Source organism: Phytopseudomonas argentinensis (assembly GCF_900113905.1).
GTDB classification, from domain to species: Bacteria; Pseudomonadota; Gammaproteobacteria; order Pseudomonadales; family Pseudomonadaceae; genus Aquipseudomonas; species Aquipseudomonas argentinensis.
Map to the genome: position 1 here is coordinate 274,984 of NZ_FORC01000004.1, position 16,893 is coordinate 291,876.

At 64.4% G+C, this 16,893-nt stretch carries 16 protein-coding genes; all 16 read right to left on the reverse strand.

Annotation, left to right across the window (positions count from 1 at the left end; all coding sequences use genetic code 11):
• Positions 1–8: 8 nt before the first annotated feature.
• Entirely contained in the window at positions 9–1,490 is a 1,482-nt protein-coding gene (locus tag BM154_RS18930; RefSeq protein WP_074887786.1) for an aldehyde dehydrogenase family protein, read from the reverse strand.
• Positions 1,487–2,770, reverse strand: coding sequence for an NAD(P)/FAD-dependent oxidoreductase (locus BM154_RS18935; RefSeq protein ID WP_074887789.1), 1,284 nt, complete (start codon positions 2,768–2,770; stop codon positions 1,487–1,489). Before BM154_RS18935 ends, BM154_RS18930 begins: the two co-directional genes overlap by 4 nt.
• A gap of 156 nt (positions 2,771–2,926) precedes the next feature.
• Positions 2,927–3,805: a dihydrodipicolinate synthase family protein gene (locus tag BM154_RS18940; RefSeq protein WP_074887790.1), complete on the reverse strand. Its 879-nt coding sequence runs from the start codon at positions 3,803–3,805 to the stop codon at positions 2,927–2,929.
• Between the two features lie 27 nt (positions 3,806–3,832).
• Positions 3,833–4,498, reverse strand: a complete 666-nt coding sequence (locus tag BM154_RS18945; RefSeq protein ID WP_074887792.1) for an amino acid ABC transporter permease — start codon at positions 4,496–4,498, stop codon at positions 3,833–3,835.
• A gap of 10 nt (positions 4,499–4,508) precedes the next feature.
• Positions 4,509–5,180, reverse strand: a complete 672-nt coding sequence (locus tag BM154_RS18950; protein ID WP_074887794.1) for an amino acid ABC transporter permease — start codon at positions 5,178–5,180, stop codon at positions 4,509–4,511.
• Positions 5,181–5,191: 11 nt separating this feature from the next.
• Positions 5,192–6,013, reverse strand: coding sequence for an amino acid ABC transporter ATP-binding protein (locus BM154_RS18955; protein WP_074887797.1), 822 nt, complete (start codon positions 6,011–6,013; stop codon positions 5,192–5,194).
• A gap of 54 nt (positions 6,014–6,067) precedes the next feature.
• A complete protein-coding gene (locus BM154_RS18960) occupies positions 6,068–6,913 on the reverse strand; it encodes a substrate-binding periplasmic protein (RefSeq protein ID WP_074887801.1) in 846 nt (281 codons plus the stop codon).
• Between the two features lie 231 nt (positions 6,914–7,144).
• A complete protein-coding gene (locus BM154_RS18965; RefSeq protein WP_074887804.1) occupies positions 7,145–8,056 on the reverse strand; it encodes a LysR family transcriptional regulator in 912 nt (303 codons plus the stop codon).
• A 433-nt stretch (positions 8,057–8,489) separates the two neighbouring features.
• Positions 8,490–9,398 carry a bifunctional GNAT family N-acetyltransferase/nucleoside diphosphate kinase regulator gene (locus BM154_RS18970; RefSeq protein WP_074887806.1) on the reverse strand — a complete coding sequence of 303 codons (909 nt, stop codon included), beginning with the start codon at positions 9,396–9,398 and terminating at the stop codon, positions 8,490–8,492.
• A gap of 257 nt (positions 9,399–9,655) precedes the next feature.
• Complete coding sequence (locus tag BM154_RS18975; RefSeq protein ID WP_074887810.1) at positions 9,656–10,417, reverse strand: amino acid ABC transporter ATP-binding protein; 762 nt, start codon at positions 10,415–10,417, stop codon at positions 9,656–9,658.
• Positions 10,414–11,316: an amino acid ABC transporter permease gene (locus BM154_RS18980; protein WP_074887813.1), complete on the reverse strand. Its 903-nt coding sequence runs from the start codon at positions 11,314–11,316 to the stop codon at positions 10,414–10,416. The genes BM154_RS18975 and BM154_RS18980 overlap by 4 nt, the downstream gene beginning before the upstream one ends.
• Complete coding sequence (locus tag BM154_RS18985; RefSeq protein ID WP_074887816.1) at positions 11,313–12,209, reverse strand: ABC transporter substrate-binding protein; 897 nt, start codon at positions 12,207–12,209, stop codon at positions 11,313–11,315. Before BM154_RS18985 ends, BM154_RS18980 begins: the two co-directional genes overlap by 4 nt.
• A gap of 3 nt (positions 12,210–12,212) precedes the next feature.
• On the reverse strand, positions 12,213–13,562 hold the full coding sequence (locus BM154_RS18990; RefSeq protein ID WP_074887819.1) for an LLM class flavin-dependent oxidoreductase: 1,350 nt from the start codon (positions 13,560–13,562) through the stop codon (positions 12,213–12,215).
• 9 nt (positions 13,563–13,571) lie between these two features.
• On the reverse strand, positions 13,572–14,882 hold the full coding sequence (locus BM154_RS18995) for an MmgE/PrpD family protein (protein WP_074887822.1): 1,311 nt from the start codon (positions 14,880–14,882) through the stop codon (positions 13,572–13,574).
• Positions 14,883–15,027: 145 nt separating this feature from the next.
• Positions 15,028–15,828 (reverse strand): exodeoxyribonuclease III, encoded by an 801-nt coding sequence (gene xth, locus BM154_RS19000; protein WP_074887824.1) that lies wholly within the window; start codon positions 15,826–15,828, stop codon positions 15,028–15,030.
• Between the two features lie 96 nt (positions 15,829–15,924).
• Positions 15,925–16,875: a helix-turn-helix domain-containing protein gene (locus BM154_RS19005; RefSeq protein ID WP_074887827.1), complete on the reverse strand. Its 951-nt coding sequence runs from the start codon at positions 16,873–16,875 to the stop codon at positions 15,925–15,927.
• Positions 16,876–16,893: the final 18 nt, after the last annotated feature.

The following is a 16,893-nucleotide window of genomic DNA, read 5'->3' on the forward strand; positions in this document are numbered from 1 at the left end:
CCGTTACCTCACTTGATGTACCAGGCCCAGGGTTGCTCGCTGTCGTAGCGAGTGATCTGCTTGGTTTCCAGATAGTTGTTCAGGCCCCACTCGCCCAGTTCGCGGCCGATGCCGCTGTGCTTGTAACCGCCCCACGGCGCCTCGGTGAAGGTCGGTTGCGAGCAGTTGATCCAGACGATGCCGGCGCGCAGCTTGCGGGCGACCCGCTCGGCGCGCGGCAGGTCCCTGGACATCACCGCAGCCGCCAGGCCGAAGCGCGAGTCGTTGGCAGCATGCAGCGCCTCGGCTTCGTCATCGAACGGGCGCAGGCATACCACCGGGCCGAAGATTTCCTCGTTCCAGATCCAACTGTCTTCTGGCACGTCGGCGAAAATGGTCGGCTGCAGGTAGAAGCCCTTGGCGAAACCAGCCGGGCGCTCGCCGCCATGGACCAGCCTGGCGCCCTCCTCGCGCCCACGGCCGATGGCCTCGCGCACCTTGTCGTACTGGCTCTGGCTGACCAAGGGGCCGAGCAGCACGCCCTCCTCCATCCCGTTGCCGATGCGCACCTTCCCGGCCTCCTGCCTGAGGCGTTCGAGCAGCGGCGCGTACAGCTCGCGCTGCACCAGCACGCGAGAGGTGGCCGAGCAGACCTGGCCCTGGTTCCAGAAGATGCCGAACATGATCCACTCGACGGCGGCCTCGATATCGCTATCGGCGAAGACAATGAACGGTGACTTGCCGCCCAGCTCCAGGCTGATGTTTTTGATGTCCTTGGCAGCCGCCTGCATGATCCGGCTGCCGGTCGGCACGCTGCCGGTAAAGGCCAGCTTGTCGATGCCGGGGTGCTCGGCCAGCGGCGCGCCGGCATCCGGGCCAAGGCCGCTGACCAGGTTCAGCACGCCGGCCGGCAGCCCGGCCTCATGGGCGATACCGGCAAGTTCCAGGGCGGTCAGCGGGGTCAGCTCGGATGGTTTGAGTACCATGCTGCACCCGGCCGCCAGGGCCGGGGCGACCTTCCAGGCAGCCATCAGCATGGGGAAGTTCCAGGGGATGATGGCGCCGGCGACGCCCACCGGCTCCTTGCGCGCCACCGAGCTGAAGCGCTCGTCGGCCAGCGCCACGGGTTGTTCAGCATGGCTGTCGAGGTCTTCGGCCAGGTCGGCATAGAAATCGAAGCAGCCAGCGGTGTCGCCGATATCCCAGAGCGCCTCGGGCAGCGGCTTGCCGTTGTCGCGCACCTCCAGCTCGGCCAGTTCCTGCTGACGCGCGCGGATGCCCTGGGCGATGCGCCGCAGCACGGCGGCGCGCGCCGCACCGCTCATGTTCGGCCAGGGCCCTTCGTCGAAGGCCCGGCGCGCCGCCCTGACGGCGAGGTCGATGTCCTCGGCGTTGGCCGCGGCGACCCTGGCCAGAGGCTGCTCGCTGCTCGGATCGAGTGTCTCGAAGGTGCCGCCCCTTACCGGCGCGACCCACTGGCCGTCGATATAGAGCTGGTCATAGGTGTTCATGCAAGTCCTCCAATAAGGGCGAAGCGCTTGGCGCTGAAGGGGGTCAGGTTCTGGGCGGGGGCTCGCCCGGCTGCCAGGTCGGCGATCAGCCGCCCGGTGGTGGCCCCCAGGGTCAGGCCCAATTGGCCGTGGCCGAAGGCCATGAGTACGTTGGGCAGGCGCGCTGAGCGGTCGATGATGGGCTTGGTATCGGGCAGGAACGGCCGATAGCCGACGCCGTATTCGAGCCGGGCGGTCTGCAGTTCGGGCAGGATGCGCCGGGCTTTCGCCAGGATGATCTCGGCGCGCTCGAAGTTCGGCTCGGCACCCTCGCCGGCGAACTCGATGGTACCGCCGATCTGCAGGCCGCGGGTCATCGGCGCGAAGCAGAAGCCGCCGTCGGCATAGATCACCGAGTGGCGCACCTCCACCCCGGGCTCGGGCACCACCACCTGGTAACCGGCGATGCCGGCCAGCGGAACCGCCACGCCAAGCTGCGCGAAGAATTGCCGCGAGCCGGTGCCTGCGGCGACCACCACATGCTCGGCGGGCAGGCGCTTGCCACTGGCCAGGGTCACGCCGGTGGCGCGGTCGGCCAGGCAGTCGATGCGCTTGGCCTGCTCGCGCACGCGCACGCCGCCCTGGTCGATGAAGCTCTGCGTCAGCGCGGCAATGAAACCTTCGGTGTCGCTGACCGCGCGCCAGTCGGGAAATAGCAGACCGTGCTGGAACTTGCCGGCCAGGCTCGGTTCCAGCTCGGCGATGGCGCCGGCATCCAGTTCCTCGGAGGCAAAACCCAGGGCCTTGCGCAGTTCCAGATGCGGGCGCTCGTGGGCCACCCCGGCCGGCGAATCGAAGACTTCGAGGATCGGTCGATCTCCCAGCAGGGTCTTGTCCGCGCAGGCATCGAGCAGCGGCGCGTAGTCCTGGTAGACATGTTCGGTCAGGGTGGTCATGGCCTGGGCGATCTCGACGATCTTCGCCTGGCGGGCGTTGGCCACGAAGCGCAGGAACCACGGCAGGATGCCCGGCAGCGCGCTCGGGCGCAGGGCCAGCGGGCCCTTCTGATCCAGCAGCCAGCCGGGAATCTTCTTCAGGATGCCGGGCTTGGACAGCGGAATGACCTCGCTGACGGCCATCTGCCCACAGCTCCATTTGGCCGTGCTGTCGCCGGGGGCTGCGGGGTCGACCAGGGTGACCCGATGACCTTCGCGCTGCAGGTACAGCGCGCAACAGACGCCGACAATGCCGCCACCGATGACCACGGCTTGTTGCGGGTTTGCAGCGGGTAAAGAGTTCATATGACGCTCACTTGGCCCGAACGATGAATGACGGGGGAATCAATACCGCGGTGGCTGATCGCGCTGTCAGTATGCACACAGCGCCCGTTGCGACGGTTGCGTAACGCCGCCCCGGGTCTGCGCGTGCCGGCCGATGTGGGCCGGCAGGCGGCCGCCTCAACGCAACGAGGCCTCGAAGACGCGGCGGAACTCGGCCTTTTCCTCATCGGTCAGCGGCAGCAACGGCGCACGGGCATTGCCGCCCTTGAAGCCCGCCAGCTCGGCGCCGTACTTCACCTTCTGCACGAACTTGCCGCTTTCCAGGTTGGCCATGATCGGGAACAGGTTGCGCATCACGTTCTGGGCACCGGCCAGATCGCCAGCGGTGAACTTGTTGTAGAAGTCCACCACCTTCTCCGGGAAGATGTTGGCCGGGCCACAGATCCAACTGGTGGCGCCCCAGAGGAAGAAGTCCAGCGCCTGGTCGTCCGAGCCGCAGGAGAGCTGGATCTTGCCCTTGTAGTGCTCGCCGATCTCGATGCCGCGCAGCAGGTTGCCGCTGCTTTCCTTGATACCGATGACGCGCGGGTGATCCTTGAGCGCCTCGATCACCCCCATGCCCACCTCGACGTTGGTCCGTACCGGGTAGTTGTAGAGCACCAGGTTGATCTGCGGGAAGGCGTCGAGAATGGTGTGGTAGTGGCTGAGCAACTCCTCCTGGGACGGCAGCGCGTAGTACGGCGGTGCGATCAGCAGGTTGCTGTAGCCGGCGTCGACGCTCTGCTGCACCTGTTCCAGTACCTCGCGGGTGCAGGAGCCGTTGGCCCCGGAGATCAGGGTGCCGCGCTCGCCCACCACTTCCTTCACGGTGGCCAGGACCTGACGCCGCTCTTCGTTGGTCAGCGCGTAGTATTCGCCGGTCGAGCCCAGCGGCACGAAGCCGCTGACGCCGGCCTTGAGCTGGTGTTCGAGGATCGAGGCGAGAATCTCGTGATCGACGGCGCCGTGCTTGTCGAAAGGGGTGACGATGGCGGGCAGGATGCCTTTGAGTTGCATGGTGGTGTCTCCGCTGCAGCTGGGGGGTTAGTAGGCGTAGCGACGCAGCATCCGCGACTCGACCACGCCGACCAGGCGGGTCAAGGGGAACGCGACGAGGAAGTAGATGGCGGCCACGGCCGTGAGGAACTCCACCGGGCGGGCCGTGCTGTTGGAAATGTTCTGGCCGATGAACATCAGGTCGGCGATGCCCACCGAGGAGATCAGCGCGCTCTCCTTGAACAGGCTGACCACGTTGGACAGCAGCGGCGGCGTGGCCCGCAGCAGGGCCTGCGGGAAGATCACGAACAGCACCTTGGCCCGTGGGGTCAGCCCGAGCGCCGTGCAGGCGTCATGCTGCTCGCTGGCGATGGACTTGAGCGCGCCACGGAACGTCTCGCTGGTGATCGCCGCCATGTACAGAATCAGCGCCAGCATCACCGAGACGTAGGGCGACAGGGTCAGGCCGAACACCACCGGGAAACAGAAGAACACCCAGAACAACTGGATCAGCAGCGGCGTGCCGCGGAAGAACTCCACGTAAAGGCCGATCGGCAGCCTGATCAGCGGGTTGCGCAGCGTGCGCAACAGGCTGATCGCGAAGCCCGCCAGGCTGCCCAGCACGGCACAGGTCAGGGTGATGGCGAGGGTCAGCCCAAGCCCCTTGAGCAGGATGTACCAGTAGGGGAAAACCACGGAAAAATCGATGTTCATGGCGTTTTCCTCAGCGCGCGGTCGCGGCTTCCTGACGCCGCTCGATGTACTGCACCAACTGCGCGATGGGCAGCGACAGGGCGAAGTAGATCAGGGCGATCAGGGTGTAGGTTTCCAGGGGGCGGTAAGCCTCGGTGGCCAGGCTCTTGCCCACGTACATCAGGTCGCCCACCGCGACGATGGCCACCAGCGCGCTCTGCTGCAGGCTGCCGATACCGTTGGTCATCAGCACCGGCAGCGCGCTGCGCAGGGCCTGCGGCAGCACCACGTAGAAGGTGCGCTGCCAGGCACGCAGGCCCAGGGCGATGGAGGCGTCGAGGTGTTCGCGGGGCACCGCCTGCACCCCGGCGCGATAGGCCTCGGAGTTGAAGGCCGCAAGGTTCAGGCCCAGCGCCAGAAACCCCATGGCCACCGGGTCGATGAAAACGTTGAACAGCATCGGCACGCAGTAGAAGAACCAGACGATCTGCAGCAGCGCCGGCGTGCAGCGAAAGAACTCGATGAACAGTTGCGCCGGCCAGCGGATGAAGAACCAGCGGCTCAGCGTCATCAGGCACAGGCCGAAGCCGAGCACCAGGCCGATCAGGTTGGCCACCAGCGCCAGTTCGAGGGTCACCTGCAGGCCCTCCCAGAGCGCACCGAGGCTGCCGGTCAGGAAGTGAAAGTCGAATTGATAGTTCATGGCGGCGGCCCTCAGTCCAGGTGCAGGACTTTTTCAAGGAACTCGCGGGTACGGGCTTCCTTCGGCTGGGTGAAAATCTGCTCGGGCGGGCCCTGCTCGATCACCTTGCCGCCTGCGCAGAACACCACGCGGGTGGCGATATGCCGGGCGAAGTGCATGTCGTGGGTGACGATGATCATGGCCATCTTCTGCTCGGCCAGTTGCAGCATCACGTTCTGCACCTCGATGACCATCTCCGGGTCGAGTGCCGAGGTCACTTCGTCGAACAGCATCAGCTTGGGCTCCAGCATCAGCGCCCGGGCAATCGCCACGCGCTGTTTCTGGCCGCCGGACAACTGGCTGGGATAGGCGTGCAGCTTGCTCTCCAGGCCCAGGCGCGCGAGGTAGGCACGCGCCTTCTCGCTGGCCTCGGCCTTCGACAGACCATGCACCTTGGTCGGCGCCAGGATCAGGTTGCCCAGCACCGACAGGTGCGGGAACAGGGTGTAGTGCTGAAAGACCATGCCGATCTGGGTGCGCAGGCCCTCGTGCAGCGGCTTGCCGCAACCCGAGCCACCGGCAATGTAGGGTTGGCCCTGAAAGCTGATGGTGCCGCCCTGAATACCTTCCAACCCCATCAACACCCGCAGCAGGGAACTCTTGCCGCTGCCGCTCGGGCCGATGATCACCAGCCGGTCGTCCGCGCGCATGTCCAGGCTGAGGTTGTCCATCACCACCAGTTGCTCGCCATAGGACTTGCACACGCCGCGCAACTGGATGAAATCACCAGCGGGCGGCGCACTGGAGGCGTGCACGGGCTGTGGCTGGGCAGCCACCAAACGGGGAGTATTCATGAGCGTGTCTCCGGGAGGGCTGCCCGTTCGGGCAACCCTCGGCGCTGAGCAGGATTACTGGGCGGTCTTGGAGGTGGCGTTGACTTCGGCGGAGGCCTTGTCGATCAGCGCATCGATCTCACCGGTCTCACGACGCTGGGTCAGGTAGATGTTCAGCACCTGCAGGTCGGCCGGGGAAATGTCGCGGCGCAGGCCGAAAGAAACGCCCTGCTTGGCGAGGGCCGGCTCGGGCAGAATCTCCTTGCTCCAGTCCGGATTGGCCAGGGCGAACAGGTGGTTGGTGTCGTTGGCATCGACCAGTACGTCGGCGCGGCGCGACATCAGCGCCATGCGCGTTTCGTCCATGCCCGGCAGGCGCATGATCCTGGCGTTCTTCACCGCGGCGGAAATCAGCTTGTCACCGGCCGTACCGGACATCACCGCGAAGGTCACGCCCTCCTTGTCATAGTCGGCCACGCTGTTGCCTGCCTCGGCGAACTTCGGGTTGTCCTTGTTGACCAGCAGCGACACCTGATACTCGGTCGCGGGCGCCGAGAAGGCCAGCGCCAGGGCGCGCTCCGGCGTCTGATTGAGCGCCATGGCCAGGTCCCACTTGTTGCTCTGCACACCGGCGACGATGTTGTCCCAGCTGGTATCGACGAACTCGACCTTGACCTTCAGCACCTGCTCGCCGAAATCGCGGCACAGCTCCACGAAATAGCCGCTGTACTGGCCGGAGGCCGCGTCCCGCATGACGTAGGGGGCGGCCACCGCCGCACCGCAGCGCAGCACACCAGCCTTCTGAATGTCTTTCCAGATCTGTGTTTCGGCCGCCTGGGCAGGGACCTGAGCGAGCAATGCGCCGATCGCCGCTGCGCTGGCGATCAGATTACGGATGGAGCCTGGGAAAAACCGAGCCATGTTGCACCTCACCGATAAGTTGTTTTTGTAGGCAGAAGTCACAGCAAAGGGTGTTGCACTGAGTTTCAAGGCATGTGCTGTTGTGTGCAGTGCTGCATGCAGATTAGGGCCGAGAAAAACACCCTGTCAACACGCAACCTGGATTTTTCCCGGGCAATGACCGGCCGGTCGCGCCAGCGGAGGCTGGCTCAACAGTGAAAAGCGAGGGGAAATCAGGGGGATAGCCGAGAGTTACCGGGAAAGCTGCAAGGCCTCGAGAAAGCGCTCGAGAATCAGGTTCTGCCGGCGGCCCTTGCGCACGGCGACGGCCAGTTTGGTATCGAAGAACAGACGATCCGGGCTGAGCGGGGCCATCAGCCCCTTCTCCACCCAGGCCGCTGCGTAGTGATCGGGCAGAAAGCCGATGTAGCTGCCGGTGAGAATCAGAAAGGCGATGCCCTCGCGGTCGGTTGCCGAGGCGGCGAAGTTGAGCAACTGGTGCAGGCCGATGGCCTCTGCGCTCATCCGGTAGCTCGGCACCACGGCATCGGCGCTGCGCAGCTCCTCGTTGCCGATTTCGGCGGCCCGCGCGAACAGCGGGTGCTCGCGGCTGCAGTAGAGATTCGAGCGCTCCTCGTACAGCAGGCTGTATTCGAGCCCGGACAGCGGCGTGATCAGCGGCATGGCGCCAAGGTGCAGGCGGCCGTCGAGAAGGCCCCGCTCGATCTCGCTCGGGGTGCTCATGCTAAGGTTGATCCGTACCCCGCTGCCCTGCGCGCGCACCGCCTGCAGCGCCCGGGTAATGCGCATCTTCGGTTGGGTGACGAGATTGTTGACGATGCCGACGTTGAGATCACCACGCAGTTGCTGGTGCATCTGGTTCACTTCGCTGCGAAAACCTTCGATGGCCACCAGCACCGCCTCGCCAGCGCGCAGCACTTCGCGGCCTTCATCGGTCAGCGCGAACCCGGCACGCCCGCGCTGGCACAGGCGCATGCCAAGGCGCTTTTCCAGATCGCTCATATGCAGGCTGATGGCCGAGCGGCTGATGCCCAGCGCCCCCTCGGCCGCGGCGAAGCTGCCGCACTCGGCCACCGTCTTGAACAGCCTGAGCAGGCGCAGTTCGAAATCACTGACCTGGCTCAGCGGGGCTTTTTTGGGCATGGGTGAGTTTTTCAATACGTGAAGATAAGTAGATACAGATTTAACTCACCCATTAATTGGTTACAAGCTGATTGCACGTTCGGAAGATCCTGCAGGCCCCTGCTCTACCTGCAAGTCGACTCAAGCTGGCCGCGTGCTTGACGGCCTTTGCGGCATTTGGCGCAGATCAATTGCAAGAAACCGAGGAACTTGTGGCCAAGCAGATCGCCGACCTGATGCCGGGTGAGCTGAGCGATAGGTTGTTTTCGGCGCCGGTTCAGAGTGAGCCCACACTGCGCTGGAGATGACCAAGACCTATCGTCGCCTGGCAGGCCGGGCCTCGAAGACTTGCTTCAGCAAGATTTACGGCCTACTGATGACGGCCAGGGGCATCAGGCGCGAAGTGCCTTTATACATTCCCGCGCTTGATGTCCGCCCACCGGGCCAGATGCAACTACAGGTGGTAGTCGCCCGCAGCCTCCGGCTGGTACAGCACCTTCCTGATCTCGATCTGCCGCGTGCGACCCGCGATCCGCCAGTCGATGGCGTCACCTTCCTGATAACCCAGGATGGCGGCGCCGAGGTCGGAACACACAGAATGCTTGCCGGCGCTGTGGTCAGCATCTTCGGGGTAAACCAGGGCCACTTCGATCGCTTCGTCATCCAGTTGCACCAGAGCCCTGGAGTTCATGGTGACGACAGTGCTGGGCACCTGCTGGGGTTCGACGACGACGGCGCGTTCGAGCTCATGTTCGAGTTGGACGACCGGGCCATCCTCCAGCGCGATCAGACTGTCGAGTTTGGCCTTGTCCATTTCGGTGATGTATATCCCCGGGGCGTCATTGAAGGCATCTTCTCGCAAGAACTGCAGATAGTGCTCGGCCGTCATGGCCCATGACGTCATGGTCGATGTTTCGCTCTCGAGTCTGAAGCCGCTACGAAGGAAGGCTTTCTGCGAGCGCTGGTTGTCCGGGTGGATCTTGGCGATGAGCTTCCCGGCGCGCATGTCGAGGAACGCCAGCTTCATGCCTTCGCGGATGGTGCGGGTGCCGAGGTTACGGCCCCATTTTTCGCTGTCGCCGATGGCCAGGACGATCTCGCAATCCGAGCCGCTCTTGATAAGTCGCACAAAGCCTACAGGGGCGTCATACCGGTCGTAGGCCATGAAGAAGCGGCCGCCCTGGTTGAATAGATGGGTCAGGATCGGCAATTGAGTCCGATCGATGGCATGTTCGATGGAACGGGAGACATCTCGTGAATCGCTCAGGTAGCAGGTAACGCGATCATCTTCCAACCAGTCCATCAGCTTCAGCGCATGCGCCCGAGTAATTTCAGGGCACAGCGAAATGAAAGGCTTGTTCATCTTCACCACAGATATTTGAAGGATTAAAGCCCTTCATGGCTTGGCCATGACGGTTCTTTTGGCAACCGCCAAGTCTAAAGCATCAGGCGAATGATTCCGACCCGTCAGGGCGCGTGATCTAACCCATTAAATGGGCAGGGATTTCGAATCAGCGCCCTCACCCGCCTTGAACGGTGGGCAATTTCTGCAGGCCATTAACTCAGGCCGGAGGAATGAGCCACCTGGCGATGAGCGTGGGCCCATCACCAGGCGGCGCCTCAAAGCACGCTGGCCAGGAACTCGCGCAGCCGTGGATGCTGCGGGTTATCCAGCAAGGCCCGGGCATCGCCCGCCTCCACCACCTTGCCGTTGTCCATGAACACGATGTTGTCCGCCACCTCGCGGGCAAAGCCGATTTCATGGGTGACCACCAGCATGGTGATGCCCGAGTGCGCCAACTGTTTCATGACCTGCAGCACTTCGCCAACCAGTTCGGGGTCCAGGGCTGAGGTCGGCTCGTCGAACAGCATCACGTCGGGTTGCATGGCCAGCGCCCTGGCGATCGCCACACGCTGCTGCTGCCCACCGGACAGCTCGCGCGGCCAGGCTTGTGCGCGGTGCGCCAGGCCGACCTGTTCGAGCAGCTGCATGGCCCGCGCCTCCACCTCGGCACGCTTCTGGCCAAGGATGCGGATCGGTGCATCGGCGATGTTCTGCAGCACCGTGCGGTGCGGGAACAGGTTGAACTGCTGGAACACCATGCCGATGCGCTGACGCTGCTGGGCGACGACCTTCTCCGGCAGTTCATAAAGCGCCTGGCCCTTGCGGCAGTAACCGATCAGAGCGTCGCCAACATGGATGGTGCCGCCGTCGAGCTTTTCCAGGTGGTTGATACAGCGCAGCAAGGTCGACTTGCCCGAGCCGGAGGGCCCGAGAATCACCGTCACCGAGCCGGCGGCGATGTCCAGGTCGATGCCGTGCAGCACCCTGTTGCCGGAAAACTGCTTGTGTACGCCCCGCAGGCGGACGGACTCGCTCATGATTCGGCCTCCTGAGTGACCTTGTTACGGCGCAACCAACTGCTGCGCACCGGGCCATTACCGCGGCTGAACCGCACCTCGATGTAATGCTGGAGCACCGACAGCACCGAGGTCATCACCAGGTACCAGAGGGTGGCGACCAGCAACAGCGGGATGACTTCATAGGTGCGCTGGTAGATGATCTGTGCCGAATAGAGCACGTCCTGCAGGGCGATCACCGACACCACCGCAGTGGTTTTCAGCTGGCCGATCACCTCGTTGCCGGCGGGCGGCAGGATGGTGCGCATGGCCTGGGGCAGCACGGTCTGGCGGAAAATCTGCCCAGGCCGGTAGCCGAGCGCCTTGGCCGCTTCGAGCTGGCCCTGGCCGACGCTCTGGATGCCGGCACGGATGATCTCCGCGGCGTACGCGGACTGGTGAATCACCAGGGCCAGCACCGCCGCGCTGAACGGGCTGATGATCTCGTTGGTTTCCGCACTCCACACCTCGCCCACCAGCGGCAGGCTCAGCGACAACTGTGGATACAGCGCTGCGATGTTGTACCAGAGAAACAGCTGCACCAGCATCGGCACGGCGCGAAAGAACCAGGTGTAGGCCCAGCTGACGCTGACCAGCACCGGGTTGGAAGACAGCCGCATGAGGGCCAGCAGCGTGCCGCCGGCGAAGCCGAACACTACCGAGATGACCGTCAGTTCGATGGTCATCAGCACGCCGGCGAGGATCGACTCTTCCGTCAGGTTCTGCGCCACCACGTCCCATTCGAAACGCGGGTTGTTGACCATCGAAGTGGCCACCAGCGACAGCAGCAACAGCACGATCAGGGCGCTGAACCAGCGCCCCCAGTGACGGTGCTTGACGATGCGCAGCCCGGCGATGTCGTCGTCAGGCCGTTGGCTCATTTGAGGTTTTCTGCGTTGAGGCCGGCGGACTCGACGGCGCCGAAGCCGATTTCCCACTTGTCGAGGATCTGCTGGTAGGTGCCGTCCTTGATCAGCGAGTTCAGCGCTGCCTGGATCGGCTTGCCCAGCGGCGAATCCTTGGCCAGGGCGATGGACACGATGGTGTCCTCGATGGTGATCTCACCGGCCAGTTTCAGCGCCTTCACCTGGCTGGCCTGGTAGCGCAGACCTTCGTACGGGCCGAAGAACATCGGCACGCGGCCGCTGATCACCGCCTGCACGCCGGCTGGGCGATCCGGGAAGATCGGCACCTTGATGGCCGGCTTGCCATCGGCCACGCACGCCTCGCTGGCCTGCTGCAGACGCGTGACCTGGGAAGTGCCGGCGCCGGCGCCGACGGTCTGGCCGCACAGCTCGGCAAAGCTGTTGAACGGCCCCTTGTCGGCATCCGCGCGGCCGATCAGGGCCAGCTTGGAGGCGTTGTAGTAGCCGACGAAGTCCACCTGCTCCAGGCGCTTGGCATTGGCGTCGATATTGGCGACCGCCGCGTCGTAGCGCCCGGATTTCAGCCCCGGAATGATGTTGTCGAAGCCGCCGGTGTCGCGCAGGTCCAGCTTCACGCCGAGGCGATCGGCAACGGCACTTATGATGTCGATCTCGCGCCCGGCCAGGGTCTTGTTGTCGGCCTGGTAGAAGGTGGTCGGCGGTGTGTTCGGGTTGGTACCGGCGATGATGCTGCCACGCTTCTTGATCGCCTCGGGCAGCGTGTCGTGCAGGGCGGCGTCGGCCGCAGGTTTGGCGGTGGCGTTGAAGGGCACGCCCTTGTCGGCGGCAATGGCGCCAGTCAACGGCAACAGCGCAAAGGCGGCAGCGGTCAGAACAGAACGTTTCATGGCTTATTCCTTCTCGGTTGCCAGTGGGGCAACGGCGGCAAAATTTTCGTCAACGGAGGGCAGGCCGAGGTTTTCCCGCAGCGTGCTGTATTGGTAATCGGTGCGGAACAGGCCGCGGCGCTGCAGCTCTGGAATCACCAGCTCGACGAACAGCTCGAGCTGGTCGGGCAGTACGGCCGGCATGATGTTGAAACCATCGGCGCCGCCCTGCTCCAGCCAGTGCTGGAAGTCATCGGCGATATCCTCGGCGGTGCCGACCACCACGCGGTGACCACGCGAGCCTGCAGCCACCGCAGCCAGCTGGCGCAGGGTCAGGTTTTCGCGGGCGGCCAGCTCGGTGAGCAGCTTGACGCGGCTCTGGCTGCCTTCGGTCGCGGGGATTTCCGGCACCGGGCCGTCCAGCGGGTAGGCGGTCATGTCCACGCCGAAACGCGCCGACAGCTGCTCGATGCCGTTATCGATGTCCACCAGCTCGTTGAGCTGATTCCAGACTGCCTGGGCCTCTTCACGGGTGCGACCGACGATGGGCATCACCCCCGGCAGAATCAGCAGGTGGTCGGGCTGGCGACCGGCGTCGCGCACGAATTGCTTCTGGCTCTGGTAGAAGGCCTGGCCCTCCTCCAGCGACGACGCTGCGGTGAAAACCACTTCGGCGGTTTGCGCAGCGAGCTGCTGACCGGCCGGCGACGAACCCGCCTCGATGATCACCGGGCGGCCCTGGGGCGAACGGGCGATGTTCAGTGGCCCCTGCACCTGGAAGTGCTTGCCCTTGTGGTTGGCCGGGTGGATCTTGCTTTCGTCCGAGTAACGGCCGGTGTCCTTCTCGCGGACGATGGCGCCCTCCTCCCAGCCATCCCACAGTTTGAAGGCGACATCGAGAAACTCGCGGGCCATTTCATAGCGGTCAGCGTGGGACGGCAGGTCTTCACGGCTGAAGTTGCGCGCCGCGTCGAGGGAGAACGAAGTGACCACGTTCCAGGCGCCACGGCCACGGCTGATGTGGTCCACCGAACACAGCGCGCGGGCCAGGTGGAACGGCTCGTCGAAGGTGGTGGACGCCGTGGCGGCCAGGCCGATGTGTTTGGTCTGCACGGCCAGGGCCGAGAGCAGCGTCAGCGGTTCCAGGCGCGACATGGTCGACGGCAGACGGTGCACGCTGGTGGCCAGGGCGTCGCCAACGAAGAACATGTCGAACTTGCCCTCTTCCGCCTTCCTGGCGATCCAGGTGAACCAGTCGATGTCGGTGGGCGAGCCTTTCGCACCCTCGGCACGCCAGCCGCCCACGTGGTGCCCCAGCGCCTGCACGAACAGGCCGAGGCGCAGTTGACGGGGTGAAGCAGGTTGCACGGACATAACGAATCCTTACTGACAGCTAATGAGTGAAGCCAGACGATGCAGCGCGGCATCGTCAGCGAGTTGCAGATCCGCGCTGATCGCGGCCAGCCGCGCCTCGGGCAGGGATCGAAGGTTGTTGCGCAGCTTGGCCAGCACATCGGTGGGCGCCGCGGCGGTTTCCATGCGGGTCACGCAATGGCTGTGGGACGTACCATCGGCCATGAACAGGGTGACGCGGTGAAAGCGGCGATCCGGATCGTGCTCATCGGCCGGCGCACTGGAGTCCGGTACTCGCCTCACTCGTGCTGCCAGCGCGGCGATCTGGGTATCGACCGGTTCTTCGCCGTAACGCTCGAGGGAAATCGCGCCGTTGAGCAGCGCGTCGGCGATCACGTACTCGAGGCTGAAGCGCGCCTGCACGCCATTGACCGGGGCGATGATATTGGGTGCAGTGTCGGCGCCCGGCGGGAAACTCACCTCGATATGCTGCACCGCATGCAGGTCGGCGCCCAGCCGCTCGCGCAGCACGAACGCGGCCTCCGCCGCACTGTGGGTTCCACCGCAGGTGGGATAGCGCTTGAATTCCAGGCCGGGCGAGATGATTCGCCAAGGTGCGCCCCACTCGGCCAGCAGGTCATCAGGGCGTTCGACGCCGTAACCCAGGGCAGCCAGGAATCCCTCCAGCACGCCGTGGCGCTGCGCGGCGAAACCGGCACGGGCCAACTCGACACTGTTGACGGCACCGCGTGCGGCCAGCCCGGCGTGCAGCGCCTTGGCCGCGGAGCCGAACTGGGCGCGCAGGCCCGAAGCCTGGGTGGCGGCCAGGCCAAGGGCGACTTCACTTTGCCCAAGCGTCAGACGCAGCAACCGGCACGCGGCGCCCGTTGCCGCAATCACGCCAAGCGTCGCGGTGCTGTGCAGCCCGGCGGCGTAATGGCGGGTACCGATGGCCTTGCCCAGACGCCCAGCCAGCTCGACGCCGACGACATAGGCATCGAGAAAATCCTCGACCGCCAGGCGTGGCTGGTTCGCGAGCAAGGCCAGCAGCGTCGACAGCACCACTGTGGTCGGGTGGCCGCGGAAGGTCGCATGGTAGTCGTCGAAATCCAGCGCGTGGCTCATGTAACCCAGCTGCAGGGCATGATTCTCCGTACTGCGCGCTGCGGGAAACACTTCACGCACCGGCACCAGCCCCGAGTCCTGCAGCAAGCCAAGCTGCACGGGCAGCAGGCAGGCGAAATAATCGATCAGGCCCTCACGGGCGCGCCGACGCTCGTCAGGCCCTGGCTGGCTGTCGAAAAGCGTTCTGGCCAGCTGGCCGCTGAGAGAAGTGTTCAAAAGGCACCTTTAAAGTAAGGTCTTGACCTGTATCAATAAATTTCAGTAGCAGAGCATTTTCCTTGTCACTCCGGATGGCCGCCAATATGAAAAAAGTCTTTAGTTATTACCAAAGGAAATAACGAGAGCCCCTGTTAGCGCTGCGCTATTTGCTTCGCCGTTTGCGGCTGCTCAGCTGGATCCAGGTTGGCGCATGGTCGCTGGGGTGATCCTCCCCGCGCACCCAGGTGTCCACCCCTGCCGACTGCAGATAGGGCGCCAGCGCCGGGTTGAGCAGCAGGTGGTCAATACGCAGCCCGGAGTTGCTCTGCCAGTGGCGGCGGAAGTAATCCCAGAAGGTAAACAGCTGCTCGTCCGGGTGTAGTGCGCGCAACGCGTCCACCCAGCCCTGATCCAGCAGGCGCTGGAAACACTCGCGGCTCTCGGGTTGCAGCAGGGCATCCTTGAGCCAGGAACGGGTGTTGTAGATATCGAAGTCGGTCGGCACCACGTTGAAGTCGCCGGCCAGCACCACCGGGTGTTCACTGGCCTGCAGCGTTTGCGCATGCTCGATCAGGTGTTCGAACCATTTGAGCTTGTAATCGAATTTCGGGCCGGGCTGCGGATTGCCGTTGGGCAGGTACAGGCAGGCGACCACCACCCCGAGTACCGCCGCCTCGATGTACCGCGCCTGGCTGTCCCATTCGGCGCCGGGCAGGCCGCGACGAATCTCCAGCGGCTGGGTATCGCGGCCAAGAATCGCCACGCCGTTCCACGAGGTCTGCCCCTGGTACACCACGCCATAGCCAGCGGCCTCGATATCACTGGCCGGGAACGACTTGTCCGGTGTTTTCAGCTCCTGCAGGCACACCACGTCCGGCTGCTCGCGTTCCAGCCAGCTCAACAGGTTGGCCAGTCGGGCATTGATGCCATTGATATTGAAGGTGGCGATGCGCAGGCGCTTCATTGGCGGCTCCCTGAACGGTCATGTCAGGTTATGACCGGTGCAGGCCGCTATCGATGCTGGAAAATGATGGATGGCGCAGTACGCTCAGGCCAAGGCTCAGCCGGGAATGGCGGCGCGCGTCGTTTGCGACGGCAACTCGGCGAACAGCTCGAAGTACTCGGCGGCGAAATGGCTCAGGTGATAGAAGCCCCACTGGGCGGCCGCATCGCCAATCGACAGCTGTGCTGCCCGGGTGGTCATCAGGGTTCGCCGCACGCCATTGAGGCGCACCGAACGCAGGTACTTGAGCGGTGTGGTTTCGGCGACCGCATGGAAACTGTTCTGCAAGGTGCGTCGGCTGACCTGCAGGCGCTCGCACAGATCGATCACGCTGGGCGCGCTGAGCATTTGCGCGGCGACCAACCGATGGCATTTCTCGACGATGAAACTGCGTGTCGAGCTCGGCGAGCGTTGCTGCTTGTCGCACGCCGGGTCGATCATCAGCTGCAGCAGCTCATCGAGCATCGCCTGCTCCAGGGCCGGCTCCCAGACACCGCCGGGCGCCTCGCTGGTCATCGCCTGGGAGAACATCGACAGCAGGCGACGACGGGCAGCGGCGAAACGCTTGTGGGACACCCTGATCACTGGCTGGCGCAGCAACACACCGATTTCCTTCGCCGAGGGCGTCTGCGCCAGGGCCTGTTCGAAGGTTTCCCGTTCAAAGGTCACGGACAGCAGCTGCATGCCGGTCGGCATGTGGAACATGAACTCCTCGCCGCCGTTGAGAAAGAACAGGCTGCTGTCGTCCACGTCACGCCCTTGCATGCGCACCGAGCCCGGTACGTTGATCGGCACGGCGAAACACATGCGTTCGCGCGGCGCCACGCCGTTCTGCACCACGCGCTGATTGATCTGCTCCAGAAACATATGGCAATGCTCTGTGCTCAGCTGCATGAGCGAGCTTTCGCTCGAGCCGGCGCTTAACTGGCTGTAGTCCTGGCTCCACTGCTGCACCGTGGCGGCATGCAGATGGATGTCGCGAAAATGGCTGATGTTCTGGTGTTTCATGGCCTGCAGCGCCCTCGC

Bases quoted from the DNA above. Each gene is read 5' to 3' on its own strand.
- BM154_RS18930 (WP_074887786.1), bottom strand. From the start codon at position 1,490: ATGAACACCTATGACCAGCTCTATATCGACGGCCAGTGGGTCGCGCCG.
- BM154_RS18935 (WP_074887789.1), bottom strand. From the start codon at position 2,770: ATGAACTCTTTACCCGCTGCAAACCCGCAACAAGCCGTGGTCATCGGT.
- BM154_RS18940 (WP_074887790.1), bottom strand. From the start codon at position 3,805: ATGCAACTCAAAGGCATCCTGCCCGCCATCGTCACCCCTTTCGACAAG.
- BM154_RS18945 (WP_074887792.1), bottom strand. From the start codon at position 4,498: ATGAACATCGATTTTTCCGTGGTTTTCCCCTACTGGTACATCCTGCTC.
- BM154_RS18950 (WP_074887794.1), bottom strand. From the start codon at position 5,180: ATGAACTATCAATTCGACTTTCACTTCCTGACCGGCAGCCTCGGTGCG.
- BM154_RS18955 (WP_074887797.1), bottom strand. From the start codon at position 6,013: ATGAATACTCCCCGTTTGGTGGCTGCCCAGCCACAGCCCGTGCACGCC.
- BM154_RS18960 (WP_074887801.1), bottom strand. From the start codon at position 6,913: ATGGCTCGGTTTTTCCCAGGCTCCATCCGTAATCTGATCGCCAGCGCA.
- BM154_RS18965 (WP_074887804.1), bottom strand. From the start codon at position 8,056: ATGCCCAAAAAAGCCCCGCTGAGCCAGGTCAGTGATTTCGAACTGCGC.
- BM154_RS18970 (WP_074887806.1), bottom strand. From the start codon at position 9,398: ATGAACAAGCCTTTCATTTCGCTGTGCCCTGAAATTACTCGGGCGCAT.
- BM154_RS18975 (WP_074887810.1), bottom strand. From the start codon at position 10,417: ATGAGCGAGTCCGTCCGCCTGCGGGGCGTACACAAGCAGTTTTCCGGC.
- BM154_RS18980 (WP_074887813.1), bottom strand. From the start codon at position 11,316: ATGAGCCAACGGCCTGACGACGACATCGCCGGGCTGCGCATCGTCAAG.
- BM154_RS18985 (WP_074887816.1), bottom strand. From the start codon at position 12,209: ATGAAACGTTCTGTTCTGACCGCTGCCGCCTTTGCGCTGTTGCCGTTG.
- BM154_RS18990 (WP_074887819.1), bottom strand. From the start codon at position 13,562: ATGTCCGTGCAACCTGCTTCACCCCGTCAACTGCGCCTCGGCCTGTTC.
- xth (WP_074887824.1), bottom strand. From the start codon at position 15,828: ATGAAGCGCCTGCGCATCGCCACCTTCAATATCAATGGCATCAATGCC.
- BM154_RS19005 (WP_074887827.1), bottom strand. From the start codon at position 16,875: ATGAAACACCAGAACATCAGCCATTTTCGCGACATCCATCTGCATGCC.